Genomic DNA, 26,525 nt, shown 5'->3' with positions numbered 1-26,525 from the left:
CAGGAACGCGCGCCAGAACCATGAGTTGTCCGGCAATATCGGACGATTCAGATGTCGCATGAGCTCGAAGTCAGGACGATCGCCAAGATCACCGCGCGCCTCGTTCCGTTCCTGGTGATCTGCTATTTCGTCGCCTATCTCGACCGGGTGAATGTCGGGTTCGCCGCACTCACCATGAACCAGGACCTCGGCCTCTCACAGACGGCGTTCGGCTTCGGTGCCGGCATCTTCTTCGTTGCCTATTTCATCTTCGAAGTCCCATCCAACCTGTTGCTGGAACGGTTCGGTGCGCGCCGATGGATCGCGCGGATCATGCTGAGCTGGGGCGTCCTGTCCGGATTGATGGCCTGTCTTCCCTGGATCTCGCGGGTGACGGGGCTTGGCCATGAAACCACCTTCTACGTTCTGCGCGTCCTGCTCGGTGCCGCAGAAGCCGGCTTCTTCCCGGGCATCATCTTCTATCTCACCCTCTGGTTTCCAGCCGAGTATCGCGCCAGGATCGTCGGCTACTTCATGGCCGCGATTCCGCTTTCGACCGTGATCGGCGCCCCGGTGTCGGGCGTCCTGCTGTATCTGCACGGCGGCTTCGGCCTTGCGGGATGGCAATGGCTGTTTCTCATCGAGGCGATCCCGGCAGTGATCCTGGCCGTCGTCGTGTTCTTCTATCTGACAGACCGCCCCGAGGACGCCGGCTGGCTGGCGCGCGATGAGCAGGAATGGCTCAGTCGCCGGCTCCTGGTCGAGCGGCGCCAGCGCGAGGCGGCCCGGACCTACACGGTCTCCGAGGTCCTGTTCGACCGGCGCGTGATCAGCCTCAGCCTGATTTATTTTGGCGCGGTCGCGACCAATTACGGCCTCAGCTTCTTCCTGCCGCAGATCGTCAAGGCATTCGGCCTCAACACCTTCCTGACGACTCTCGTGTCGGCGGCGCCCTACCTCGTCGGCGTCATCGGCATGGTCTGGTGGGGCCGGCGCTCGGACCGGGCTGCGGAGCGCACCTATCATGCGGCCATCCCGTTATTGGTCGCGTCGGGCGGCCTCGTCCTGGCCGTGCTGGTCGCCGATCCGAGCTTGAATATGGTCGCCTTCTGTATTGCAGGATTCGGCATCTTCGCCTGCCTTCCGGTGTTCTGGACGTTGCCGACCGCCTTCCTGTCGGGTGCAGCGGCGGCCGCCGGAATCGCCGTCGTCAACTCGATCGGCAACCTCGCTGGCTTCGCCGGCCCGTTCGCGATGGGGTGGCTCAGGGACCAGACGGGCAGTTATACCGACGGCCTGTTGCTGCTCGCCGGGCTCGGCATCGTCGCGATGGGGATCGTGCTTGGTATCGGCCACGACACGGCGCTCGAGCGCGCGCCCTCAGGCGAGCACGCGGCGATGCGGGAGTGACCAAATTCACCTGCGCACACGAAAACGCCGCCCCGGTTTCCCGGAGCGGCGTCATTGGCAATCGTTCGCTTATCGCGCCCTTAGAGCAGGCCCGCGCCGCGCGCCCACTTGTACTTCGCGCCGAGCACCTCGACCGGCAGCTCGGTGGAGTACGCGTAGGCCGGGATGCCGTTCTGGTAGAGATATTCGGCGGCTTCCTCGACCTCAACGTCGCCGGCGAGCGAGGCGACGATCGGCTTGACGTAGCCCTTGGCCTCCATCTCCTTCTTCACCTCGACCATGTTGCGCGCGAACACCATCGGCGGGGTCACGATCGTGTGCCAATAGCCGAGGATCAGGGCGTGGATGCGGTCGTCCGACAGGCCAAGCTTGACCGTGTTCACGTAAGTGATCGGCGGCTCGCCGCCGGTGATGTCGACCGGATTGCCGGCGGCACCGAACGGCGGGATGAACTTGCGGAACGCGGCATCGAGGTCCGCCGGCATCGTCATCAGCGACAGGCCGTTGTCGACGACGGCGTCGGACAGCAGCACGCCCGAACCGCCGGCACCGGTGATGATGACGACGTTCTCGCCCTTGGGCGTCGGCAGCACCGGCACGCCGCGGGCGAATTCGAGCAGCTGGCGCAGGCTGCGGGCGCGGATCACGCCGGACTGCTTCAGCACGTCCTCATAGATCTTGTCGTTGCCGGCGAGCGCGCCGGTGTGCGACGAGGCGGCCTTGGCGCCAGCCGAGGTGCGGCCGGCCTTGAGCACGATGACCGGCTTCTTCTTGGAGACGCGCTTGGCGGCTTCCGCAAACGCACGGCCGTCCTTGAGATCCTCGCAGTGCTGCGCGATCAGGTTGGTGTTGGGGTCCTGCTCGAAGAAGGCGAGCAGATCGTCCTCGTCGATATCGGACTTGTTGCCGAGGCCGACGATCGCCGAGACGCCCATCTTGGCCGAGCGCGAGAAGCCGATGATCGCCATGCCGATGCCGCCCGACTGCGACGACAGCGCGGCGTGGCCCTTGACGTCATAGGCAGTGCAGAACGTCGCGCAGAGATTGGCCGGCGTGTAGTAGAAGCCGTAGATGTTCGGCCCCATCAGGCGGATGTTGTACTTCTTGCCGACCTCGACGATCTCGGCCTGCAGCTCCGGCGCGCCGGCTTCGGCAAAGCCCGAGGGGATCAGCACCGCGCCGGGGATCTTCTTCTCGCCGCATTCGGCGAGCGCGGCGGCGACGAACTTGGCCGGAATCGCGAATACCGCGGTGTCGATCACCCCGGGCACGTCCTTGACGCTCTTATAGGCCTTGTAGCCGAGGATCTCGGAGGCCTTCGGGTGGATCGGATAGATCTCGCCCTTGTAGCCGCCATTGACCAGGTTCTTCATCACCGAGTTGCCGATCTTGCCGTCCTCGGCGGAGGCGCCGATCACGGCGACCGCCTGAGGCTTCATGATGCGGTTCATCGCGGTGACGATTTCGTCGTTCGAGCGCGGCGCCGGGCGCGGCTTGTAGTCAAAATCGACGACGATGCGGACGTCGGCAGCGATCGCGCCGTTCTTGGTGGCGAACACCGGGTTGAGGTCGAGCTCGACGATCTCAGGGAAATCGCTGACCAGCTGCGACACCTTGACGATGACGTCCGACAGCGCCTCGCGGCTGACGGCGTCGCCGCCGCGCACGCCCTTCAGCATCTCGTGGGCCTGGATGCCGTCGAGCATCGACAGCGCGTCCTCCTTGGTGGCGGGCGCGAGGCGGAAGGTGACGTCCTTCAGCACCTCGACCAGCACGCCGCCGAGGCCGAAGGCCACCAGCTTGCCGAACGAGCCGTCGGTGATCGAGCCGACGATCACCTCGGTGCCGCCGGTCAGCATCTGCTGCACCTGGATGCCTTCGATCTTGGCGTCGGCCTTGTACTTCTTCGCATTCGCGAGAATGGTCTCGTAGGCCTTCTGCGCATCGTCGGCGGTCTTGACGCCTACGATGACGCCGCCCGCCTCGGTCTTATGGAGAATGTCCGGCGAGACGATCTTCATGACAACCGGGAAGCCCATGTCGCCGGCAATCCTGGCCGCCTCGGCCGCCGACTTCGCCAATCCCTCCTTCGGCACCGGAATGCCGTAGGCGTCGCAGACCAGCTTGCCCTCGGGCGCGGTGAGGCTGGTGCGTTTATCCGCCTTCACCCGATCGAGTACGTCTCTGATCGTGGCCTTGGCGTTAGGGATGGCGTCAGACATGGGGCTTCCTCCTGGGGACTGGTCGTCGTTTATGGCATTTGGTATGCCAGAACCAAACTTTGTCAAGCGCGTCGAAGATGTGGAAACGCGGAAAAATAGGTCGCCTTGACAGTCTGGCATCTGGCATGCCAAAAATATTGGACGCAAAATGCTGTACACAGACATCTCCCAAGGAGAGGAGATCGGTCTTGTCTACAGAGAAAACGAACAAGGCATTGCCCATCATGGCCGAGGCCGACATCGCGATCGCTCGCATCGCGCCGGAGACGAGCTTCAAGAACAAGGCCTATGAGGCCTTGAAGGAAGCCATTCTCAAGATGGACATCTACGCCTCGCCCGAGCCCGTGATGCTCGACGAGCGCGCTCTGTCCGAGCGCCTCGGTGTCAGCCGCACGCCGATCCGTGAAGCCATTGCTATGCTCGAACAGGACGGCTTCGTGAAGACCGTGCCGCGCCGTGGCATCGTCGTGGTGCGCCGGACCAAGACCGAGATCGTCGACATGATCCGCGCCTGGGCGGCGCTGGAGAGCATGGCCGCACGCCTGATCACGACGATCGCGCGCAAAAAGGACATCACGGCGCTGCGCGACTATTTCAAGGATTTCGGCAAGGACCGTCCGCCGCAGGAGCACATCGAGGAATATTCCAAGGCGAACATCGCGTTTCATCAGGCGCTGATCTCGCTGTCGGAATCGCCGGTCCTGGTCGACATGACCAACGACATTCTGCTCCATGTGCGCGGCTACCGCCAGCTCACGATCGGCCGCACCGACCGAATCGCAGCGTCCCTGCCCGAGCATCTCGCGATCATCGAGGCGCTGGAGGAACGCAACACCGAGCTCGCCGAGAAGCGGGCTCGCGATCATACGCTTGGCCTTGCGACCTACGTCGAGACGCACGGCCAGGAATTGTTTAGCTGACAGGTTCAATCAGAAGAAGACGCGGAATGCGCCTTCGCTACACGACCAGGGAGAGAGGCGCATGGCGCAGACTGCTGTTAAGATTGAGGCGGAGACCCACGAGGAGCTCACCGACGGCTTCCATCTCGTCATCGACGCGATGAAGCTGAACGGCATCGACACGATCTACAACGTGCCGGGGATTCCGATCACCGATCTCGGTCGCATGGCGCAGGCTGAAGGCATTCGCGTGCTCTCCTTCCGTCACGAGCAGAACGCCGGCTATGCCGCGGCGATCGCCGGCTTCTTGACCAAGAAGCCCGGCGTCTGCCTCACCGTGTCAGCCCCCGGCTTCCTCAACGGCCTGACCGCGCTGGCGCATGCCACGACCAACTGCTTCCCGATGATCCTGGTCTCCGGCTCGTCGGAGCGCGAGATCGTCGACCTGCAGCAGGGCGACTATGAGGAGATGGATCAGCTCGCGATCGCCAAGCCGCTGTGCAAGGCGGCGTTCCGCGTGCTGCACGCCCAGGACATCGGCATCGGCTTCGCCCGCGCCATCCGCGCCGCGGTCTCGGGCCGTCCGGGCGGCGTCTATCTCGACCTGCCGGCGAAGCTGTTCGGCCAGGTCATGAACGCGCAGGCCGGCGCAGCCTCGCTGGTCAAGGTGATCGATCCGGCGCCGGCGCAGATCCCCTCGCCCGACTCCGTCAAGCGCGCGCTTGAGCTGCTGAAGAATGCCAAACGCCCGCTGATCATCCTCGGCAAGGGCGCGGCCTACGCCCAGGCCGACGACGCCATCAAGACCTTCGTCGAGAAGAGCGGCGCGCCGTTCCTGCCGATGAGCATGGCCAAGGGCCTGCTGCCCGACCTGCATCCGCAATGCGCCGGCGCGGCGCGCTCGACCGTGCTGAAGGACTCCGACGTCGTCCTGCTGATCGGCGCCCGCCTCAACTGGCTGTTGTCGCACGGCAAGGGCAAGAGCTGGGGCGATCAGCCGAAGAAGTTCATCCAGGTCGACATCGAGCCGAAGGAGATGGACTCCAACGTCGAGATCGCCGCCCCCGTGGTCGGCGACATCGGCTCTGTCGTCACCGCCTTCTCCGAGGCGATGGGCAGCAACTGGCCCAAGGCGCCGGCGGAGTGGACCTCGTCGGTGCAGAAGAAGCGCGAGGACAACGTCGCCAAGATGGCGCCGCGGCTGATGAACAACAACTCGCCGATGGACTATCACGGCGCGCTCGGCGTGCTCCGCACCATCATCAAGGAGCGTCCCGACGCGATCCTGGTCAACGAGGGCGCCAATACGCTCGATCTCGCCCGCGGCGTCATCGACATGTACCAGCCGCGCAAGCGGCTCGACGTCGGCACCTGGGGCGTGATGGGCATCGGCATGGGCTCGGCGATCGCCGCGGCCGTCGAGACCGGTAAGCCGGTGCTGGCGATCGAGGGCGACAGCGCCTTCGGCTTCTCCGGCATGGAAGTCGAGACCATCTGCCGCTACAATCTGCCGATCTGCGTCGTCATCTTCAACAATGACGGCATCTATCGCGGCACCGATCAGAATTCGGCGGGCACCGATCCGGCGACCACCGTGTTCGTCAAGGGCGCGCGCTATGACAAGATGATGGAGGCCTTCGGCGGCGTCGGTGTCAACGCCACGTCCCCGGACGAGCTGAAGCGCGCCGTCAACGAAGCGATGGATTCCGGCAAGCCGACCTTGATCAACGCCGTGATCGATCCCGCAGCCGGATCCGAGAGCGGCCGCATCGGCAACCTCAATCCGCAGAGCGCGCTGACCAAGAAGAAGTAAGGCCACCCGCAAGACATCACCTGCCCGCGAGATGCGGGATGACCAATCGTTACGGAGAGCAACACATGACCAAGGCGCTCGAGGGCGTTCGCATTCTCGACTTCACCCACGTCCAGTCCGGACCGACCTGCACCCAGCTGCTGGCCTGGTTCGGCGCCGACGTGATCAAGGTCGAGCGGCCGGGCGTGGGTGACATCACCCGCGGCCAGCTGCAGGACATTCCCAACGTGGACAGCCTGTATTTCACGATGCTGAACCACAACAAGCGGTCGATCACGCTCGACACCAAGAACCCCAAGGGCAAGGAGGTTCTGACCGAGCTGATCAAGAAGTGCGACGTGCTGGTCGAGAATTTCGGCCCCGGCGTGCTTGACCGCATGGGCTTCCCCTGGGAGAAGATCCAGGCCATCAACCCGAAGATGATCGTCGCCTCGATCAAGGGTTTCGGCCCTGGCCCTTACGAGGACTGCAAGGTCTACGAGAACGTCGCGCAGTGCACCGGCGGCGCCGCCTCGACCACCGGCTTCCGTGACGGCCTGCCGCTGGTCACCGGCGCGCAGATCGGCGATTCCGGCACCGGCCTGCACCTCGCGCTCGGCATCGTCACCGCGCTCTATCAGCGCACCCATACCGGCAAGGGCCAGCGCGTCACGGCTGCGATGCAGGACGGCGTGCTCAACCTCTGCCGTGTCAAGCTGCGCGACCAGCAGCGCCTGGAGCGCGGCCCGCTCAAGGAATACAGCCAGTTCGGTGAGGGCGTTCCGTTCGGCGACGCCGTGCCGCGCGCCGGCAACGATTCCGGCGGTGGCCAGCCGGGCCGCATCCTGAAGTGCAAGGGCTGGGAGACCGACCCGAACGCCTACATCTACTTCATCACCCAGGCCCCGGTCTGGGAGAAGATCTGCGACGTGATCGGCGAGCCCACCTGGAAGACCGATCCGAACTACGCCAAGCCGGCCGCCCGCCTGCCGCGCCTGAACGAGATCTTCGGCCGCATCGAGCAGTGGACCATGACCAAGACCAAGTTCGAGGCCATGGACATCCTCAACGAGTTCGACATCCCCTGCGGCCCGATCCTGTCGATGAAGGAGATCGCCGAGGACGAGTCGCTGCGCAAGACCGGCACCCTGGTCGAGGTCGACCACCCGACCCGCGGCAAATATCTCTCGGTCGGCAACCCGATCAAGCTGTCGGACAGCCCGGCCGAGGTGACCCGCTCGCCTTTGCTCGGCGAGCACACCGATGAGATCCTGCGCCAGGTGCTTGGCTTCAGCGACCACCAGGTCGCCGAGATCCACGACTCCGGCGCGCTCGATCCACCGCGTAAGGAAGCTGCGGAGTAAGGCGAACGGCTTCACAAACAGCGCCATTCCGGGGCGAGGCTGCAGACCTCAAACCCGGAATGGTGGAGTTTTGCCGGACGCGTTCTTAATCGGCTTGCCCGGTGCGATTAAAAGCCAATCAATCGCGTTTTCCTTACCCTTTTAACCGGGGCCAGCATAGCATTGCTGGTGAACTCCGAGACGACAAGATCTTGCCGTACCACGCGATGATCGAACTCAATGCCCGCGGAGTTAACTTCTCCATTTTTGTCGCCTCGAACAGTCTGTGCCAAGGCGTATGCATGTCGTTCCGACCGCTTGATGCACTCCAGAACCACTCCCTGTTCCGGCAGTTCAATCGTTGAATGGCGATATCTTGAGGATGAGATAGTTGAAGGCGATGGCGGCACCCGTGTCCTTGTGGACGATGCGTTGAGAGTCTGCATTCCATGCCAGACGCGACCAGTCCCAATCGTGGTCGTCGGTCTGGACGATCGCGAAGGAGCCGTGACGCAGCGCGACCGATGTCTGACTTTCTGCAAAATCGAATCCGAGATTAAAGGAGTGGATTTGCTTGTTCTTGCTGCGCTTGAGTACGGCGCCGACCACCGACGATGCGAGGCCGACGAACGGCTTGAGGGCGGGTTGAACCGTCGTTAGCAGGCTCAGCCCATCACGGAACGAGCTGCCGCTCAAGGCGGCAAGGAAGTCTTCGTCGCCCTTGCTGCCGACATTGATGGTACGACCTTCAAAGGCGATGCCGTTGTGGCCCACGGTCACGCCGAGGAAGATGGGAGCGCCGTTAATCGAGGCGGCGGCACCATCGTTGGCCTGTGTCGTCAATGCAAACTGCATCTCTTCGCGCTCGCCGCCTGCTTGGTTCTTTCCTGTGAACTCGCAGATGATTTCGTGCTGGCCCCTTCCGGGATAGCAATGCACGTAGAGGCGCTCGAGGGTGATCTTGACCCGTGTATTCTTCAACGTCTGGTCGGGCGAAAGCGTGACGGCGTTCTCGATGTCGGACACGGCCTTGGTGGCCGTCGCCGGAATGTATCCGATGAGGACACCGGTGTAACCGTAGACCTGATCGAACCATGACAGGCTAAGGCCCTGCCCGGTGCCACCTTTGGCGTGGAGCTTGGCGGCGGCTTCGTCGTCGCCGATGTCGCGGAGATATTGGATGACCACCTTTGGGTTCTGGGCTCCAAGGCTGTCGTTCGCGGACCAGGCCATGTCAGGTTCTCACTCTTGAAGTTATCACACTTCGGCTTTGCGTCTCAGGTTCTTACTCTTGTCCGCGGGCGTGCCGGGACCGGAATGCTCTTGACGCGCACGCGCGAGGCGACGTCGGCGTTAAGATCCTGCCTGACCGGCTGGGCCATCTCGATGGTGACGGCGAGCGCATAGGGGACCAGTTCCTGCGAGAAGGCGACAAGTTCGGCACGTGCCTGCACACCGACGAAGATGTATCCCTTCCTGGCGTTCTTGATGAGCTTCTTGCCCGGCAGGACAATGTGCTGGAGAGTGCCCTTCCTAGTAACGTCGGCGACCGGCCCCGTCGGGATCTTGGATCCCTTGCTGTCCTTTACCCCATCGAGTCCTTCCCAGAAATTTCGCTTGCCGTCCTCATCGACCATTTCGACGATGACACCGCGATAACGGTTGGTGACCGGATCGATGGGACTGCTGTAGGCGAGGGTCAGGGTCACTCGGCGGATTTCCCTGTTATTGATCATCGCGCGCGGGATGGGGAGCCGATACTCGTGCAGGCTTTCGTGGGCGATCATGTCGTCGGCGAGGAGCGTGATGCGATGTCCCTGCTCATCGCGGATGCGATGGTGATCGACCTTCCCGTAGCCTATGCTTCGGGCGATGGCTTCGCGCTTGCGGCGCCAGCGGCCGGGATAGAGGTTGTGCAGGAGTTCACCGGTTTGTCCCCATGCGCATCCATGAGCGAGCAGAGCCTTGAGGACGACGGCGCGGGTCGGGCTATCGACCCAGCTTTCGTTATTCTCGGTAAAGAGGTCTTCGACGATATCGACGATCCCGACTGCAGCACGCGTGGTGAGCGCAGCAGCATTGCTTGTCCCGGTGGCGCGCCCTCATTTATCGTCGGCAAGACCCGAGGTATCGGGGATGGCGGTGAGTTGTCCGACGGAATAGTGTTCGTGGGCGGAGGCGTAAAGCCCTTCATCGTCCTTGTTTACACGGATGAGTTGACGTCCACCGAGTTCGATCAGGTCGGGCTTGATCGCGCGGTTGATGCCGAGCCCGAACGATGATGCCAAGTTGGTGACACCCGACACAGGATCGTAGGGATCGATGATGCCAGGCGGGAATGCGCCTGCGCTGTCGCCGTGGACTGCGCCGACGGTGAGCCCGTTCATCGTTTCTGCGGGACTGAGAATGGCCCGCTTGCCCTTAGCGTTTTCGACGCTTCTCAGGATCGCGATCTGGCGCTCGACGGGATCGGCATTGTTGAAGTCGGCCACTTCGTCGTAGCCATCGATGGCGAATGGTTCGTTGGAATTGCCCGCGCTGACGATGAACAGCAGGCGGTACTCGTGGCTGAGATAGTCGAGGAGCTTGGCCCAGTATGTCGGCCTTTGCGCATATGGTGCTTCGCTGTCGCAGACAGAATGATTGATGATGACGATCCCGTCGCCTTGCGCGGGTTTGCCGTCGATGCCTTCCATGAGCGCGGTCACGGCCCGGTAGACCATGGCCATCGGCAACTTATCCTGCGGTGTGGTTTCGTAGTTGAGGTTTTGCGGCGCGGCGAGGACGGGCACGACGGTGAGCGGACGATCGATAGGGGTCTGCGGCTCGCCGAGATCGCCATGCACGATCAGCGAAGCCATGGAGGTGCCGTGCTTCCGGCGGGCGACCGGCACGGTGTCCGCGGTGATGTCCACTTCCTGAATGTCGAGGCGACCGGCCAGCATGACATGGTTCTGCACGGGATAGCCGTCCAAGAGCGCCGCGACCGCGGGGCGTGACGGGTTGGCGTCGCCTTCCGGGGCGCCCGTAGGCGGGTCTTTTTCGTCGGTACGTTCGCCATCCGATCTGTAGAGCGACTGAGGGCGGACCTTCATGACGCGATCGGCATTGGCGATCGGGCCTTCGGTCTGCCTAAGCTTCAGCGCCTCGGCGGCGGAGATCTCGACGAGCGCGGCCTGATAGTGGATCGGCTCGATGGTCTCGAAGTCGAGGACCTTGCCGTCGACGGTGTTCATCAGGGCTTGGAGATAGGTCCCGGCCTGCGCGCGCAGATCGGGATCCGAGCGATACCACAGGTCGATTTCAACTCTGACCGGATCGTTCGGGCGATCCTGCAGCATGCGCTCGACGTAGGCTTCCATGAACGGATCGACCCTGTCCTTAGCGGACCAAGGGCGGACGTCGCTCAGATACTTGAACAACGCCCACCATTCGCCGTCGGCGCCGGGTGGCTTTTCCTCGCCCTTGGTGAAGCGCTTCCATAGCGAGACGACCTTCTGCAGACCCTTGAGGGTCGGCATGGTGACGTAAAGCATGCTCTGGGCGTCGTCCGAGTCTTCGTCGCCCTGCCCAGCCTTTTCGCCCGCGTCGTCGTCCGCGCCGCCGTGATCATCGTCGCCATCGGAGAGATCGTAATCCTCGCCAAGCCATTCGATTCCTGCGCTTCGCGCGGCCTCGATCAGCTTGGCAACGGTGGAGACGGGACCGATGACCTCGAAGACAAGCGCCCTGTCGGGGGCGACTTCCGCGGGCGAATCCTTCAGATCGGCGCCGCCGAGGATACTCGCGATGCCGTTCTCGATACCCTCGAACTTATGATTGTGTCTCTTCGCCTGGTCGGCCGAGGAGATCGCCTTGGGGAAGTGCGGTCGCCGTCCCTTTTTTCTTCCTAGTCGAGCGGGCTCGCGCAGGATTCGTACGATCGGACGTTGAGCCATCGGCGGCGAATCCCCCTACGTTTCGGCGCCGCTGCCATCGCTCGACCGCCCCCCGGAACGCGTCGCTCGGCGCCACTTGGCCCCGTGATAGAACGACTTTTCGCCTTGCGTCCACTGTTACTGCTTCAATTTCGGAGAAGGTTTCACCGGAAAACAGCCGAACAAACTCGTCAGCCGACATTCCGATATGGCCGAAGGATTTTTCGGTCCGCTCAAACCAGTCGCGTAGCTCGGCCTCGCCGGGGGGCGGCAATTCAATCCGCAGTTCGAAGCGGCGCCAGACGGCGCGGTCGAGCATTTCGGGATGGTTGGTGGCGCAGACGACCACGCAGTGGCTAGGCATCGAATCCATGTTGAGCAGAAGCGAGGACACGACGCGCTTGATCTCACCAGTTTCCTGGGCGTCGGATCTTTCCTTGCCGACGCTATCGAACTCATCGAAGAACAGTACGCAGGGCGTGTGAGAGACGTATTCGACGATCTCCTGCAGGCGCGAGGCCGTCTCGCCGAGATAGCTTCCGACGAGTCCCTCGTATCGGACGGTGAGGAACGGCAATGCAAGCTCGAAGGCGAGCGCCGAGGCAAGGCTTGTCTTGCCCGTACCGGGCGGACCAATGAGCAGAACCTTGTGTCTCGGCTCAAGCGAATGCGAGCGCAGGAGCGCTGTTTCGCGGATTTCGCTAACGAGGTCCTGCAGGTCGCCGACGATCCCGCGCGGGAGAACGAGGTCGGAGATCCGTCTGGTCGGCTCGGTTTCGCGAAGGAGGCCGCGCAAGGCTTCGGGAAGCATGGGGGAGCCTCCGCCCGCAAAATGGGACGGCCGCGCCAAGCGCGCGGACGCAGCCCGTTCATTAGTCTCCTTGGAATTCTGGCGGTGGGCTTCGCGAATCAGCGCCGACATGGTGTCGCTTACTGACTTGGGGATGTCCTGCCCGGAGGCCGTGTGCAGCCGAAATGCCGAACGCCCCTTGCTCATGTTACTGTCCCTTCATAGGCGCGCCCCAATCGCCCAGAAAGCTGCACCGATACCCGACAAGAGCGCCTTCTTAACGAATGGTGGCCGATCATGGCTCGCGACGCAAGGTTGGCAGATTGGAGACGGACCTTATGGAACGGGGCCGGCGTCCAGACGCTTGAGCATCCTGGGTGCAGCACAACCTCGGTAATCGCATCATTCGGGCCCATTTCGCATCTTTTGCATCCCGGCCCATGTTCGGACCAGCCCGGTTTTCAGTTCACCAGCAAGCAGCATATTCCACAGGCCATTTTGGCGGCCGCGCCTAAATGATCGGTTGAGACGTCGAGACTTTCTTCCATTCGCAACAACGACGGGAGGCGCACCTTGTTTCTCCCAACGCGCCCAATCGCGGATCGGATGGATTCGAAACCACCATTCCTTTGAACAATGCGACAATGTTCCTGTTCCGTTCAAGTCAAAATGCTATGGTTGCAACGTAAAACATTGTGCGGAAACCGGATATCGCCGATCCGTGCCCAGAAGCGCCGTCAATGAAGCCAATCCTAGGTTCTGACCGAGCTGATCAAGAAGTGCGACGTGCTGGTCGAGAATTTCGGCCCCGGCGTGCTCGACCGCATGGGCTTCCCCTGGGAGAAGATCCAGGCCATCAACCCGAAGATGATCGTCGCCTCGATCAAGGGGTTCGGCCCTGGCCCCTACGAGGACTGCAAGGTCTACGAGAACGTCGCGCAGTGCACCGGCGGCGCCGCCTCGACCACCGGCTTCCGTGACGGCCTGCCGCTGGTCACCGGCGCGCAGATCGGCGATTCCGGCACCGGCCTGCACCTCGCGCTCGGCATCGTCACCGCGCTCTATCAGCGCACCCATACCGGCAAGGGCCAGCGCGTCACGGCTGCGATGCAGGACGGCGTGCTCAACCTCTGCCGTGTCAAGCTGCGCGACCAGCAGCGCCTGGAGCGCGGCCCGCTCAAGGAATACAGCCAGTTCGGTGAGGGCGTGCCGTTCGGCGACGCCGTGCCGCGCGCCGGCAACGATTCCGGCGGTGGCCAGCCGGGCCGCATCCTGAAGTGCAAGGGCTGGGAGACCGACCCGAACGCCTACATCTACTTCATCACCCAGGCCCCGGTCTGGGAGAAGATCTGCGACGTGATCGGCGAGCCCACCTGGAAGACCGATCCGAACTACGCCAAGCCGGCCGCCCGCCTGCCGCGCCTGAACGAGATCTTCGGCCGCATCGAGCAGTGGACCATGACCAAGACCAAGTTCGAGGCCATGGACATCCTCAACGAGTTCGACATCCCCTGCGGCCCGATCCTGTCGATGAAGGAGATCGCCGAGGACGAGTCGCTGCGCAAGACCGGCACCCTGGTCGAGGTCGACCACCCGACCCGCGGCAAATATCTCTCGGTCGGCAACCCGATCAAGCTGTCGGACAGCCCGGCCGAGGTGACCCGCTCGCCTTTGCTCGGCGAGCACACCGACGAGATCCTGCGCCAGGTGCTTGGCTTCAGCGACCACCAGGTCGCCGAGATCCACGATTCCGGCGCGCTCGATCCACCGCGCAAGGAAGCGGCGGAGTAAGCGGCGGCCTGACGCCAAACGACAGCAGGTGCGGTGCAATTGCCACCGCATAGGCCTCCCATCGACACCAAGCCGCCGGCGTCGTCCGGCGGCTTTTTGATTTTCACCTACCGAGACCAGGATTTGCCCTGTCCTGTTACGCTTCTGCGCAGGATCCGGTCTCGTCCGTTGCCGTACTCTTCGCGCCGAGATCCAGCCGATCTCAGCCGGGCCGCACCGTTCCGTCTCTTGCCAGGCGATAGACAGGCTCCGGGTCGTCAGGACGCCTTGCCGCAAGCGCCGATAGTCGCTTGAGAGCCTTCTCGCGAATGGGCGCCGACAAATCGGACTGCGACAGAAGCTGGAGTTTCTCGACCGCCTCGCGCGTTCCAATATCGTGCAGTGCCCAGATGCACTTCACTGCCAAGGCGTAGTTGTCGTTGTAGGCAAGATAATCATGCTTGCGCAACGCGGTCCGATACAGGCAGTCAGTCGTGGACGGCAAACGCAAGTTTTGGAGGGCGTGGGCTATGTCTTCGTGACTGTCGTGCCAATCCCCTTCCATTAGCTTGCACAGCAACGGAGCCCATTGCCGTGAGAGACCAAAACGAAATGCGAGGATAAGCGCATATTTGAGGTTATCGGGCGATCTGTCTGTGACACTCTCCTCAAGCTCGGTGCGAACGATCTCGGGCGTCGTTCGTGGATCTGCACCAAATTGCGCGATGAAAGAGTTCTCCGAAACGCCTCCTTGCACAAGGTCCCAAATGAGGCGCCTTCTCGCGGCGTCCATATTCCGGCTCCAACGTCCATCCCGCCCGCCTCCGTCGCCAAGCCGATGGCAACAACGGGCGTCGATCTTAGCGCACTCTCTCGGCTGTTGATAACGTACTGCGATGGTCTGCTCTTTGAACGACGGCGCTGGCGTCTTCCGACGATCTCACGGCTGGGCGAGCTACCTGCCGAATATTCCGCCCACCACCCGGTGCATCGCCCCGCCGATCGCGCCGATGGGGCCTCCCGCATTGCGCGAAGAGCGCGCACGCCCGCCAGCGTGACGACGGGCTTGGCGGTCGGATTTGGCAGCCTCGGTCGCGGCGGCCATCAGCACCTTGTGCTGCGCGGCATTCAAGAAGCCGGTCGCGGGGTAGCCGCGCTCCTCCTGCCAGCGCACGATAGCCGCGCGGGTCTGGTCGTCGAACGTCCCATTGATCTTGGTGCCGAACCCAAGCCGTGTCAGTCCCTGTTGCACGGCGCGGCGCTTCGCCTTGGTGAGTCCGATCTGGTTCTCGGTCTGCTGATCTGCGTCCGCGGTGGCGACCGCGGTCTCGGCGGGAGCGCCCGATTCACGAGGTGAACTGCTCAGACCCGCGTTCGCACCAGGCGCGCTCGCCACGATCGTCAGGATGGACAATGCCAGGATCAAGGCGCGCATGACCCTTCCCTCCCCCTCAAGCCTGCCGATGATTCGCTCTGCCGTGAGAGGAGAGCGCAATCCCGCATCGCTGCAGATCAACCGCCACCCGTCCTGCACGGTTCCCGAGACTGGCGTCGATTGTTACATCGCACCGCACGCTGGACATAGGACCTGGGCAAAATCTGGACCGTCTTGCCGAAGATGGTCTGAATGCCCCTGCGGCAACGAACCCAGTGATCAGTCCAAATTCGCCATCTCGGCAGTCCCGTGTGGGTGCATCAGAATGGTATCGATGGTCGCTTCGTATTTCGACCATTCCCTTCCCGAGTTCTCGATGCTGATCTTCGGGATATCCAGCTCTGCGTAGAGCCGGTCGGTGAGCTTGCGATAATGACGGTACAACTCGATGAGCCCGTCAAGGCCAATCAGGCCGTGCCTGACGGCATAGGGCGATCCCAGTTTCCAGTCGACCTGATATGTCACCCATGCATCGCCACGCTCGGCAGCGACCGTTCTGATCGCCCGGTCAACGTCATCCTGATTAAAGTAGATCAGCAAGGGACATAAGGGCTTGATGGCAGCCACAACCTCACGAATGTAGCCACGAATCAGGGCCGTGTCGGCATCAAGCAGGAACAATGACGTCAGATTGCCATGGAAAAGTTGCCCATCGACAACGGTGATGCGCTCTGACATCGAGGCCGTATTGACGTAGGTTCGCCAGCATGCGGCGGCCGATTTTGCCAGTTGCGTTGCCGGCATGTCCGCCCACGGCTCGTTCCAATCGAAGCGGATTGGATGTGGGCTGACGCCCTCGGTGATGCCGAGGGCGGCGATGCCGGATCCATTCAATCGATTTGCGATTCGCCGTACGCTCGTCGACTTGCCGGATCCCATGATCCCTTCGACGATCACAAGTTTGGAGCGGATGCTGCAAACGGGCCGTGTCATAACGACGCGATAATAGCGTGTCTCATGCGCCACCACCAGCGAAGCTTCTTCTGCTCGCTGCGCCATCTCAAACGTCGCGAGCCGATTGCTGCCTGCAGATCACTGCGGCAGCGCCACCGCGGCGATTTGCATGACGCCAAGCTGGTCGAACAACTCGATCCGTTCACCGTTCAACACTGGAATGTAGCAGCGACGTCTGGCCTCCGAGATCAAGATACAAAGCTTGTTCTCCGCGACCGTCCATGTCCCGGTTGCAGGTCCAAGGGACTCGTCCCAGTGCGGATAGGTCATCCGGCCATCGGGCTCGAAACGCATTGTGAACGGACCATTCCTGAGCTTGGCACCGAAGCTGAGCGTCTTGCCCTTGAATGTCGCGGCCAGGGTCTCACCTGTCGGTCGTTCGCCGGTCGCTGCGGTGAGCGAGGCGTCGGGGCCGGGATCATGGCCCGCGGCCTTCAGGATCAGCCAGAAGAACCTGGCCATGCTGCGCATGGAAGGTTCGGTGGAGGGCGTGTCGCGGTCGACGCGGTGCACCACGATGAGGTCGAGTGCGGGCACAACCAAGGCGTATTGGCCGCCGGCACCTTCGGCCCAAAAGCTGCCCTCGGGCAAGGTCACCGTCGGCGCAACGGCACCGCCCAGAAACCCGTTCCACCAGAGATAGCCATAGCCCAGCCCGGACGGCGCTCTCGAATAGGCACGCGTGCTCTCATCCACCCACTCCCGTGGCACGATCTGGTGTCCGGCCCAATGGCCCTTGTGCAGATACAGAAGCGCAAAACGCGCCAAGTCCCGTGCGCTCATGCGGATCGCATAGGCGGGATGGATCGACGCTTCGCCGCGGACGTAGCTGCCATCCTGTGGCCGGTAGTCCTGCATGCCGATCGGCTTTGCAATCTTCCGGTCGAGCGCCTCGAAGATGCCGGTGCCGGTTGCGTGCTCGTAGATCGTGCCGAGCGCGTTGAAGTCCCAATTGTTGTAATACCAGAAGGTGCCGGGCGGGTGGCTGCCGCGCGGCGGTCTCATCCTGGCCATGTCCGGCGTCTCGTAGAGCGCCGCGTGGTAGACCCCGGAACGCGCTTGCAGGAGTTCGCGCACCGTCGCGCCCTTCTCGATCCCGGTCAGGCCAGGCGGATGATCGTCGATGCCGAGCTGGCCAAGCGTGCTGCCGAGGCTGATCAGGTGATCCGACATTGCGATGCCGATCAGGGCGCTGAGCAGGCTCTTGCGGATTGACTCGAGCGCCGTCGGCTTTGTCGTATTGCCCCAGTCGGCCACGACCTTTCCGTGCTGAACGATCACAACCGCGCTCGAGCGAATCTGATCCGAAAAGGATCGCGCTTGAGCCAATTCGGTCTCTGACCAGCCCACTTGTGCAGGGGTGGCGCGCTCCCACTCCGCTGCTGGGAAGCCATCTTCAGCTGTGGCAGGCCCGAACCGGACCAAAGCGCCGAGCAGCACGACGGCGAAAACAATCTGGCGAATGCGCATTGGATCCCACGCTGCGAGCTCGACCCGATCGCAGCATAATACTCATCCAGCGCTTTGACAGCGTGGTATCGCGTCAAAACATTTTCCAGCTTTCCAATCTGCCAGATGTCATGTCGGTGCGTGTGCGTGTGCGTGGCCCGTGACGTCTTCCTTGCGAGAGATCACGGATCACCGCTCTCGCCGGAAACGATCGGCGCGCCCCCCTCCCCGCCGCCTCACAAGCTCGGCCACGCGGGGCCGCCATTCCTTGTTCGCCATCATCCGACGGTCGACAGCGGGTCATAGTCCGGCGCGGACAGGATGGCCTGCAATTGGCGCCGGCGCACGCCATTGTTGCCCCCGTCGAACAGCGGGAACGCCATCGCGTCCTGCAACCAGCCGGCCAGCGGCAATTCGTGATCGTAGGAATCGATGCCGACCACCCGCATCAGATCGACGATGACACCGACGGCCATCTCCGAGCAGAACACCTTGGAATGCAATGCGAGTTCGGCTGCGCCGGGCAGGTTGGCGTCGGCCGCCCAGCACGCCCGCCAACTCAGCGCGCGCGCGGCCTCCAATTTGCCTTTGGCGTCGGCGAGCGCGAAAGCCACCGCCTGGTGGCCAAGGATCGGATGCGCGCCGCCGCGCGTCTCGGTCGCGGCGAATCCATACGCGAAGGCGAACGCGGCGCGCATGACCGCCGTCGCGAACACACCGACCAGCGCCGCCGTGGCGATGAAGCTGCCCGCCACCAAATCGCGCGCCCCGCCGATGGCGCCGATGGTCGCGGATTCCGGCGCCTTCACATTCTCGAATCGGAAACGCGGGGTCAGGTGCCCCTTGAAGCCGAGAGAATCGTGGGCCCGCTCCAGCACGATGCCGCTGGTCGGCCCCTCGACGCCGATCAGCGTCAGGCCTGTGCCGCCGTCCGGCGTCCGGGTTCGCGCGACCACCGTGAGGACATCGGCGCCGCGCCCGTCCCATCCCGTCGCCGCCGACACCCATTGCTTGCGGCCATTGATGGTCCATTCTCCGTCGGCGAGCTCCGCTGTCGTGCGCGTGCCCTCAGGCGCGTCGAAATTGGCGCTGCCGCCGGGTTCGCTGTTGCACAGCGCGGCGAGCGGCGCGCCCTTCTGCGATGTGAACGGCGCAATCCAACGCCTGTGCTGCTCGGGCGTGCCGGCCATGAAGATGGGCGTGAGCCCCAAAAGATTGGCGAGCATCGTCAGCGTGACGTTGACATCGACGGCGTGAAACTCCTCCGCCACCACGGCCATGTCGACGACGCCCGTTCCGCCGCCGCCGAACGGCACCGGCACGAGCCGGGCCAGAAATCCCTCGCGCACGAGGTCCTCATAGACCGGCCTGGTGGCCCGAAACCGCGTCTCGGGCGTCGACTCCTTCGCCAGCAGCGCCGGCACCTCCGACAGCCGCGATTTTGCGAAAGCGCGCGCCTTGGCGCGCAGGTCGGCCTGGGCGGGCGAAAGCGAGAAGTCCATGGGCGCCTCCTTGAGCGGGAATGGCTCAAGCTAGCGCCCCGGCGCGCGGCGGCTATGGCGTGGAGCGAACGGCCAGTGGCGGCAGGCGAACCCGCGCGGCGCGATACGCCGCCGGCGTCTCGCCGAACCGCGCCTTGAAGGCGCGGTGGAACGTCGAGAGGTCGCTGAAGCCACACTCATAGGCGATCTGCGCAACCGAGCCGCCGCCGGCGGCAAGCGCCTGCGCCGCCGCCTCCAGACGCAGTCCGGCCAGCGTCTCGCCGAACGACGCCCCGCCGCCCGCGAGGAGTTTTTGAATGTGGCGCTCCGACACGCCGAAGGCGCGCGCCGCGCGCGCGGCGCTCAGCGTGGCATCGCGGAAGTTCTGGCCGATATAGTCGCGAACATGCGCGGCCGTCAGTCCGCGCACGGGGGCCTCATCGAGGCTGTCGGCGGCGGACGCGAGTAAATCCAGAAAGCAACGCGCGGCGGCCGCGGCAGCCGTGGGCGTGCTCGCCGGATTCAGCGCCAGGCCGGCGCAGCCCAGCAGCAATCTGGCGATCTCGCGCGCGGCCGGGGTGCGCGACAGGGCGACGCCTCCGCGCGCCATCAGTTCGGGCGGTGCCAGCGCGCGCGGCAGACCGGCGCAGATCAATTCGAAGGGTTCGCGATGGGCGATCGCGAACGGCGCGAGCGTGTCGGCGACGGCCAGATCGAACGGCGCGGTCCTGCGTTCGCGCCCGCCCTGGGCCGTCACGCCGACGCCTGCCACCTGCAGGTTGACAAACACCAGATCGGCTCGGGCGCTGCGCGCGTGCTCGGCGCGCCGCCAGACACCATGGGCGCTCGCCCGAACGCGCGACAGCTTGAGGTCGCCCAGATCCGCCTGATCGATCACACCGGCAAAAGGCGCCCCGCGCGGCCCTTCGAAATCGAGCCTCACAAACGCGTTGGCGAGCCCCTCCGCCCAGGCGCCCGCCGGATCGGCGTCCTGCGCGCCCGCGCGCCAACTGCGCCGCATGGCCATGGGAATCTCCTCGGACCGCCCGCGGCTTTCGCCGCTCTCGCCCTCAGGCTAGTCCCGTCGCCGCCGGCGCAGCAAGTTTCATGCAGAACAAGGCCATGCAGGGTTGGCGGCTCGCTGCGGTCAGGCGAACTGGCTCGCATAGCTCTCCCGGGATTGATGATGTCCCTGAGCAAGACTGAGAGCGCGGCAAAACAGCACAATCTAGGGTGGACATTTTGTCGCAGATAAGGTAGCGAGGTAGGCAGTCTGCATATTCATACCGGCTTTATGCTTTAAGGAATTCATATAGTGACTGACCGGCGAGACGAGCTGGAAGCTCTGTTGAAGCACGAACGCCTCGAAAAGGTCCAAAACTACACGACGCGCGGCAGGCGGTTCCAGCTTTTGCCCGACACCGACCTGGTCGACTACTGGGTCCTGACGATGAACCATTGGGCCGACGGCTCCAGCGAGTTCACATCGCAAGACATCGATGATTGCCAATCGGAGCTGATGCTTAGACGGATCGATCCCCCCTTCGATCGCGTCACTAAGATCTGGGAGCGTGTTGCGCAGCGCGCTGAGCTCCATCTCAGCCTGATTGATCAGGACCTTGCCGGGCGGGCCGCCGTGGAAGCCTTGTTGGAGCACCAGCTTGAGCAGCTACGCCTGCAAACTGAGCGCCCGAAGCATTAGCGGGGACCGAGCGCCGCTGCCGCGCCAGGGCTCGACCGCGCGATCAGGCGCAGGACAATCTACTGAAGTATCTTGTTACCGTTTTCACGCCGGGATCCGCGCATTGGGCGGCTCTTTCGGTATGAGAGGAACACTTTCGATTGGATTTTCAAATTGTAACATTGCTGCTGCAGCGCAAAATTCTCATACCGCCATGCAATAAGACGCGTTGTATCTGGCATCTGGTATACGTAAATTCTCCTCAGTCAGAACGTCCTACCGCCTCACTGATGGAGAAAGTCCATGGCCAAGACCGTCGCCCTTCCCCTCGTCCAGCCCGTCTCCCTGTTCGGCCGCCTGCTCGCCGCCCTCGACCGCGTGCTGATGACGAGCGCCCGCGCCGCCAACCGCAACGGCGACCTGCCCTATTTCGGCCTGTGATGGCCCGATTCGGCAACTGCGGCCCGCAGTGCCGCATTAGTTCGGCTTAAGTAACCTCCCGACTGATGGCTCCGGTAATTTACCGGGGCCATTTTTTTGTGCTTTGCTGGTTCCCGGAGGCGTTCGATTCAACCTCGGCGGGTTCGCCGGTATGCGACATAGTGGCGCGACGGGTCTTGAGCCGCTTGAGCGCTGGCATAAGGCATACAAGGATGGGTCCAGCGCCATAGACAAAGCAAAAGCGCATTGGGAGGACACATGACGGATTTGGCTCACGCGGGGGCCCCCGCAACAGCAAGAGTAAGCGACGCCTATCGCTGGACACAGCTCGCTGTGGGCGTTGCCGCGATGGTGATGATCGCCAACTACCAATATGGCTGGACCTTCTTCGTCCCCGACATCGCCAAGACTTTCGGGTGGGATCGCGCCTCGATCCAGTGGGCCTTCACACTTTTCGTGCTGTTCGAGACCTGGCTGGTGCCAGTCGAGGGCTGGTTCGTCGACAAATATGGCCCGCGCATCGTCGTCCTCGTCGGCGGCGTGCTCTGCGCCATCGGCTGGATGATCAACGCCTACGCCACCTCGCTCAACGGCTATTACCTCGGCATGATCATCGCCGGCATCGGCGCCGGCGGCGTCTACGGCACCTGCGTCGGCAATGCGCTGAAATGGTTCCCGGACAAGCGCGGCCTCGCCGCAGGTATCACCGCCGCCGGCTTCGGCGCCGGCTCGGCGCTGACCGTGGCGCCGATCCAGGCCATGATCCGCGACTCCGGCTTCCAGACCACCTTCCTGTATTTCGGCCTCGGCCAGGGCATCATCATCGTCATCCTCGCCTTCTTCCTGTTCGCGCCGAAGGAAGGCCAGGTGCCGGCCGTGGCCCAGAACACGAATCTGGTGCAGAGCCGCCGCAACTACAATCCGACCGAAGTGATCCGCCAGCCGATCTTCTGGCTCATGTACTTCATGTTCGTCATCGTCGGCGCCGGCGGCCTGATGGTGACGGCCAATCTCAAGCCGATCGCCGGCGACTGGAAGGTCGACAACATTCCGGTGACGCTGATCGGCATGACCATGACGGCGGTGACCTTCGCAGCGACCATCGACCGCGTGCTGAACGGCCTGACGCGTCCGTTCTTCGGCTGGATCTCCGACATGATCGGCCGCGAGAACACGATGTTCATCGCCTTCGGCATGGAAGGCATCGGCATCTGGGCACTGTACATGCTGGGCCACGATCCGATCTGGTTCGTGATCCTGTCGGGCTTCGTGTTCTTCGCCTGGGGCGAGATCTACTCGCTGTTCCCCTCGACCTGCACCGACACGTTCGGCACCAAGTTCGCGACCACCAATGCCGGCCTGCTCTACACCGCCAAGGGCACGGCGGCGCTGCTGGTGCCAATCGCCAACTACATGCAGCAGTCCTCGGGCAGTTGGGACCAGGTGTTCATGATCGCGGCCGGCGCCAACATCCTGGCCTCGCTGCTCGCGATCGCGGTCCTCAAGCCCTGGCGCAAGGTGGTGGTCGAGAAGTCGATGCTGTCCTGACCCCCTTCGCACTGCAGCGAAAAATAAACTGGAACGATTCAATACAGCGAACGCTCGGCATTTTGCCGAGCGTTTTCCTTTGCTTGGCCGCGTGACCTGATTTGGTTGCAGGGCAACATCGCCAAGCCTCTGGCATGCGCCATATTGCAGGCTGGAATATATTATACCAGAATGCCCTGACGCGCAGATGAGGCGCACGCTGCCTGCGGCGGCGACCTCGAAGAGAGCGCGGTTTGGGAGGATTCATGGTTTCCAGCACAGAGGCGTCACCGTCCGCCCCGCCGCACTCCAGCGGCTTCCGGTGGATCCAGCTTGCGATGGGCATCGTCTGCATGGCGATGATCGCCAACCTGCAATATGGCTGGACGTTGTTCGTCGATCCGATCGATGCGAAGTACCATTGGGGTCGCACCGCGATCCAGCTGGCCTTCACGATCTTCGTCGTCACCGAGACCTGGCTGGTGCCGGTCGAGGCCTGGTTCGTCGACAAATACGGCCCGCGAATCGTCATCATGTTCGGCGGCGTCATGATCGCGCTGGCCTGGGTGCTCAACTCTTATGCCGACTCGCTCACCCTGCTCTACGCGGCCGCGGTTGTCGGCGGCATCGGCGCCGGCGCGGTGTACGGCACCTGCGTCGGCAATGCGCTGAAATGGTTTCCCGATCGCCGTGGTCTTGCGGCCGGTGCGACCGCCGCCGGCTTCGGCGCGGGCGCCGCGCTGACCGTGGTGCCGATTGCCAGCATGATCGCCGCGAGCGGCTATCAGAGCGCGTTCTTCACCTTCGGCATCGGCCAGGGCCTGATCGTGTTCGTCCTCGCCTTGTTCCTGCGACCGCCGAGCCATGCCGCGCCGGCGCGCAAAAAGCAGCTCAATCTGCCACAGACCAAGATCGACTACACGCCGCCGCAGGTGCTGCGCGCGCCGATCTTCTGGATCATGTATCTGGTGTTCGTGATGGTCGCGTCCGGCGGCCTGATGACCGCCGCTCAGATCGCGCCGATCGCCAAGGATTTCGGCATCGCCAATGAGCCGGTGTCTCTCGCCGGCTTCCAGATGGCGGCGCTGACCTTCGCAATCTCGCTCGATCGAATCTTCGACGGCTTCGGTCGTCCGCTGTTCGGCTGGGTCTCGGACAATATCGGGCGCGAGCACACGATGTTCATCGCCTTCGGCACCGCCGCGCTGATGCTGCTGACCTTGTCGACCTACGGTCACATCCCGCTCGTCTTCGTGCTGGCGACCGCGGTCTATTTCGGCGTGTTCGGCGAGATCTACAGCCTGTTCCCGGCGACCTCGGGCGACACGTTCGGCAGCAAATACGCGACCACCAATAACGGCATGTTGTACACGGCGAAGGGCACCGCGTCGCTGCTGGTCCCGCTCGCGAGCCTCGTCTCGGCCAAGTATGGCTGGCAGGCCGTGTTCGTGATCGGTGTCGCGCTGAATGCCACCGCGGCATTGATGGCGCTGTTCGTCATCAAGCCGCTGCGCCGCGCCTTCATTCTCGGCAAGGAGGCGACCGCGACGGCCCCTGCCGCGCAGGATGCGCGGACGGCCTAGCCTCTCACGACGAGCAGATCCCAGGACAGGGGGAGAGGCGCATGCATGCGCCTCTCCTTTTTGTTTAGGCTGCGCTCGCATGCCAGATGCCACCACAGGCAGCTTCACCGTTCTCAACCTGCTGATCTGGCAGCAGGACTGACGCATTCCCCGACCGTCCGCATAAAAATCCATCACGGCGATTGACTTCTGGCATAACGTATACCAGACTTCGCCCGTTCATTAGATCAAACGGGAGGGTTGCCATGAAAGTCGGAGACATCCTGCGCAACAAGACAGCGCGCGTGATTACGGTGCGAATGAACGAAACCGTCGGCGTCGCAGCGCAGCTGATGCGGGCCGGCAATGTGAGCGCCCTCGTCGTCAAGGACGTCGTCCGTACCGAGGGCAACACTGCCGCCGGCATGTTCACCGAACGCGACGTCGTCCGCGCCATCGCCGAGCACGGCGCCGCCGGCGTCAACTTGAAGGTCTCGCAGCTGATCTCGCCGCAGCGGCTGATCTCCTGCAGCACGACCGACACGCTCGAGCATGTGCGCCATCTCATGAACGTGCACCACATCCGCCACCTGCCCGTGATCGACGATTTCGCGCTGGCGGGCGTCATCAGCATGCGCGACGTGTCGTCCGCCTTCGACGAGGCCGCAGCCCCGGTCGCCGCCTGATCCGCCCGGCGGATCAACGGAACCGCGTCGTCCTCACCGGAGTCTTGTCGAAGCAACGCGCCGCCTGCTAGGCGGTGCGTGGCCGAGAGCGGCCGCAAGCCCCGCTCCGTTTGACCCGACAGGATTCCGTGATGAAAGCCTATGTCTACGGCGCCCAGGGCGCCGCGATCACCGATGTCGCCAAGCCCACGCCGACGGGCACCCAGGTGCTGGTGCGCGTGCGCGCCTGCGGCCTCAATCGCGCCGACCTCGGCATGACCAAAGGACATGCGCACGGCGCCGCCGGCGGCGTCGGCACCGTGCTCGGCATGGAATGGGCCGGCGAGGTCGCCGAGCTCGGCCCCGACGCCAAGGGCCTGAAGGTCGGCGACAAGGTGATGGGATCGGGCGCCGCCGCCTTCGCCGAATACACCCTCGCCGATCATGGCCGGCTGTTCCACGCGCCGTCGAACATGAATTTCGACGAGGCCGCAACGCTGCCGATCGCACTCACCACCATGCACAACGCCGTCGTCACCAATGGCGCGTTGCAGCCGGGCCAGCGGGTGCTGATCCAGGGCGCGAGCTCCGGCGTCGGACTGATGGCGATGCAGATCGCGAAGCTCAAGGGGGCCTCGCTCGTGATCGGCTCCTCCACCGATGCGACGCGCCGCGCACGTCTTGCGGAATTCGGCGCCGATCTCGCGATCGATTCCAGCGACCCCGCCTGGGTCGATCAGGTGCGCGAAGCCACCGCCGGCGAGGGCGTCGATCTGATCGTCGACCAGGTGTCCGGCAGTGTCGCCAATCAGAACCTCGCCGCAACCAAGGTGCTCGGACGCATCGTCAATGTCGGACGTCTCGGCGGCACCCATGCCGACTTCAACTTCGATCTCCACGCAGCCCGCCGCATCACCTATGTCGGCGTCACCTTCCGCACGCGCTCGATCGCGGAGATCCGCGAGATCTTCGCCGAGGTGAAGCGCGACATCTGGGGCTCCGTGGAATCCCGGACATTGCGGCTTCCGATCGACAGCGTCTTCGCGTTCGACGACATCGGCCGGGCATTCGCCCGCATGGAAGAGAACAAGCATCTCGGCAAGATCGTGGTGACCTTGTGAGCCGAACGGCCTGATATTTAGACGCAATCAAAACAGTGCACGGCAAACACGGTTTCGGCGCGCGATGCCGGCTTTCACGGCGGGGCA

Annotated in this window: 21 protein-coding genes and 1 pseudogene; 11 read left to right on the top strand and 11 right to left on the bottom strand. The window is 63.5% G+C overall.

Annotated elements, in window-relative coordinates; all coding sequences use genetic code 11:
• The first annotated feature begins 51 nt into the window (after positions 1 to 51).
• Complete coding sequence (locus BBTA_RS14575; protein ID WP_012043253.1) at positions 52 to 1,389, top strand: MFS transporter; 1,338 nt, start codon at positions 52 to 54, stop codon at positions 1,387 to 1,389.
• 80 nt (positions 1,390 to 1,469) lie between these two features.
• Here the strand turns inward: BBTA_RS14575 and BBTA_RS14570 are convergent, their stop codons facing one another.
• Positions 1,470 to 3,611: an acetate--CoA ligase family protein gene (locus BBTA_RS14570; protein WP_012043252.1), complete on the bottom strand. Its 2,142-nt coding sequence runs from the start codon at positions 3,609 to 3,611 to the stop codon at positions 1,470 to 1,472.
• A 188-nt stretch (positions 3,612 to 3,799) separates the two neighbouring features.
• On the opposite strand from BBTA_RS14570, the gene BBTA_RS14565 reads away from it, so the two are divergent.
• The 3 genes from BBTA_RS14565 (at position 3,800) to frc (BBTA_RS14555) (ending at position 7,666) form a co-directional block, all read left to right on the top strand.
• Positions 3,800 to 4,531: a GntR family transcriptional regulator gene (locus BBTA_RS14565; protein WP_012043251.1), complete on the top strand. Its 732-nt coding sequence runs from the start codon at positions 3,800 to 3,802 to the stop codon at positions 4,529 to 4,531.
• A 61-nt stretch (positions 4,532 to 4,592) separates the two neighbouring features.
• On the top strand, positions 4,593 to 6,323 hold the full coding sequence (oxc, locus tag BBTA_RS14560; RefSeq protein ID WP_012043250.1) for an oxalyl-CoA decarboxylase: 1,731 nt from the start codon (positions 4,593 to 4,595) through the stop codon (positions 6,321 to 6,323).
• Between the two features lie 65 nt (positions 6,324 to 6,388).
• Positions 6,389 to 7,666, top strand: a complete 1,278-nt coding sequence (gene frc / locus BBTA_RS14555; RefSeq protein ID WP_012043249.1) for a formyl-CoA transferase — start codon at positions 6,389 to 6,391, stop codon at positions 7,664 to 7,666.
• A gap of 333 nt (positions 7,667 to 7,999) precedes the next feature.
• On the opposite strand, the gene BBTA_RS14550 is transcribed toward frc (BBTA_RS14555), so the two are convergent.
• From BBTA_RS14550 to BBTA_RS41315, 4 genes are all read right to left on the bottom strand, one after another.
• Positions 8,000 to 8,878, bottom strand: coding sequence for a hypothetical protein (locus BBTA_RS14550; protein ID WP_012043248.1), 879 nt, complete (start codon positions 8,876 to 8,878; stop codon positions 8,000 to 8,002).
• A 44-nt stretch (positions 8,879 to 8,922) separates the two neighbouring features.
• Positions 8,923 to 9,432 (bottom strand): hypothetical protein, encoded by a 510-nt coding sequence (locus BBTA_RS14545; protein WP_012043247.1) that lies wholly within the window; start codon positions 9,430 to 9,432, stop codon positions 8,923 to 8,925.
• A gap of 315 nt (positions 9,433 to 9,747) precedes the next feature.
• Positions 9,748 to 10,590 carry a S8 family serine peptidase gene (locus BBTA_RS41320; RefSeq protein WP_256374717.1) on the bottom strand — a complete coding sequence of 281 codons (843 nt, stop codon included), beginning with the start codon at positions 10,588 to 10,590 and terminating at the stop codon, positions 9,748 to 9,750.
• 868 nt (positions 10,591 to 11,458) lie between these two features.
• Positions 11,459 to 12,559: an AAA family ATPase gene (locus BBTA_RS41315; RefSeq protein ID WP_012043245.1), complete on the bottom strand. Its 1,101-nt coding sequence runs from the start codon at positions 12,557 to 12,559 to the stop codon at positions 11,459 to 11,461.
• A 549-nt stretch (positions 12,560 to 13,108) separates the two neighbouring features.
• Between BBTA_RS41315 and frc (BBTA_RS14530) the strand changes: the two are divergent.
• Positions 13,109 to 14,143, top strand: a pseudogene (frc, locus tag BBTA_RS14530) (formyl-CoA transferase); the annotation flags it as partial.
• A gap of 202 nt (positions 14,144 to 14,345) precedes the next feature.
• On the opposite strand, the gene BBTA_RS14525 reads toward frc (BBTA_RS14530), so the two are convergent.
• The 6 genes from BBTA_RS14525 to BBTA_RS14500 form a co-directional block, all read right to left on the bottom strand.
• Entirely contained in the window at positions 14,346 to 14,915 is a 570-nt protein-coding gene (locus BBTA_RS14525; RefSeq protein ID WP_012043243.1) for a hypothetical protein, read from the bottom strand.
• A gap of 162 nt (positions 14,916 to 15,077) precedes the next feature.
• Positions 15,078 to 15,557 (bottom strand): peptidoglycan-binding domain-containing protein, encoded by a 480-nt coding sequence (locus BBTA_RS14520; RefSeq protein ID WP_012043242.1) that lies wholly within the window; start codon positions 15,555 to 15,557, stop codon positions 15,078 to 15,080.
• A gap of 219 nt (positions 15,558 to 15,776) precedes the next feature.
• Positions 15,777 to 16,556: a hypothetical protein gene (locus BBTA_RS14515; protein WP_012043241.1), complete on the bottom strand. Its 780-nt coding sequence runs from the start codon at positions 16,554 to 16,556 to the stop codon at positions 15,777 to 15,779.
• A gap of 33 nt (positions 16,557 to 16,589) precedes the next feature.
• Positions 16,590 to 17,951, bottom strand: a complete 1,362-nt coding sequence (locus tag BBTA_RS14510) for a serine hydrolase (RefSeq protein ID WP_244424422.1) — start codon at positions 17,949 to 17,951, stop codon at positions 16,590 to 16,592.
• Between the two features lie 287 nt (positions 17,952 to 18,238).
• A complete protein-coding gene (locus tag BBTA_RS14505; RefSeq protein WP_012043239.1) occupies positions 18,239 to 19,462 on the bottom strand; it encodes an acyl-CoA dehydrogenase family protein in 1,224 nt (407 codons plus the stop codon).
• A gap of 52 nt (positions 19,463 to 19,514) precedes the next feature.
• Positions 19,515 to 20,468, bottom strand: a complete 954-nt coding sequence (locus BBTA_RS14500; RefSeq protein WP_012043238.1) for a helix-turn-helix domain-containing protein — start codon at positions 20,466 to 20,468, stop codon at positions 19,515 to 19,517.
• A 321-nt stretch (positions 20,469 to 20,789) separates the two neighbouring features.
• Between BBTA_RS14500 and BBTA_RS14495 the strand changes: the two genes are divergently transcribed.
• From BBTA_RS14495 to BBTA_RS14475, 6 genes are all read left to right on the top strand, one after another.
• On the top strand, positions 20,790 to 21,143 hold the full coding sequence (locus BBTA_RS14495; RefSeq protein ID WP_244424421.1) for a hypothetical protein: 354 nt from the start codon (positions 20,790 to 20,792) through the stop codon (positions 21,141 to 21,143).
• 282 nt (positions 21,144 to 21,425) lie between these two features.
• A complete protein-coding gene (locus BBTA_RS40740; RefSeq protein ID WP_012043236.1) occupies positions 21,426 to 21,563 on the top strand; it encodes a hypothetical protein in 138 nt (45 codons plus the stop codon).
• A 258-nt stretch (positions 21,564 to 21,821) separates the two neighbouring features.
• The gene (gene oxlT / locus BBTA_RS14490) at positions 21,822 to 23,111 is read left to right on the top strand and encodes an oxalate/formate MFS antiporter (protein WP_012043235.1); all 1,290 of its coding nucleotides are present in this window, start codon (positions 21,822 to 21,824) and stop codon (positions 23,109 to 23,111) included.
• Positions 23,112 to 23,356: 245 nt separating this feature from the next.
• A complete protein-coding gene (gene oxlT / locus BBTA_RS14485; RefSeq protein WP_012043234.1) occupies positions 23,357 to 24,673 on the top strand; it encodes an oxalate/formate MFS antiporter in 1,317 nt (438 codons plus the stop codon).
• Positions 24,674 to 24,918: 245 nt separating this feature from the next.
• Positions 24,919 to 25,338, top strand: coding sequence for a CBS domain-containing protein (locus tag BBTA_RS14480; RefSeq protein WP_012043233.1), 420 nt, complete (start codon positions 24,919 to 24,921; stop codon positions 25,336 to 25,338).
• A gap of 131 nt (positions 25,339 to 25,469) precedes the next feature.
• Entirely contained in the window at positions 25,470 to 26,438 is a 969-nt protein-coding gene (locus BBTA_RS14475; protein WP_012043232.1) for a zinc-binding dehydrogenase, read from the top strand.
• The last annotated feature ends 87 nt before the right edge of the window (positions 26,439 to 26,525 follow it).

It is taken from the genome of Bradyrhizobium sp. BTAi1 (assembly GCF_000015165.1).
GTDB classification, from domain to species: domain Bacteria; phylum Pseudomonadota; class Alphaproteobacteria; order Rhizobiales; family Xanthobacteraceae; genus Bradyrhizobium; species Bradyrhizobium denitrificans.
Note: the sequence above shows the minus strand (reverse complement) of the source record. Positions and strands in the feature narration are given on the sequence as shown.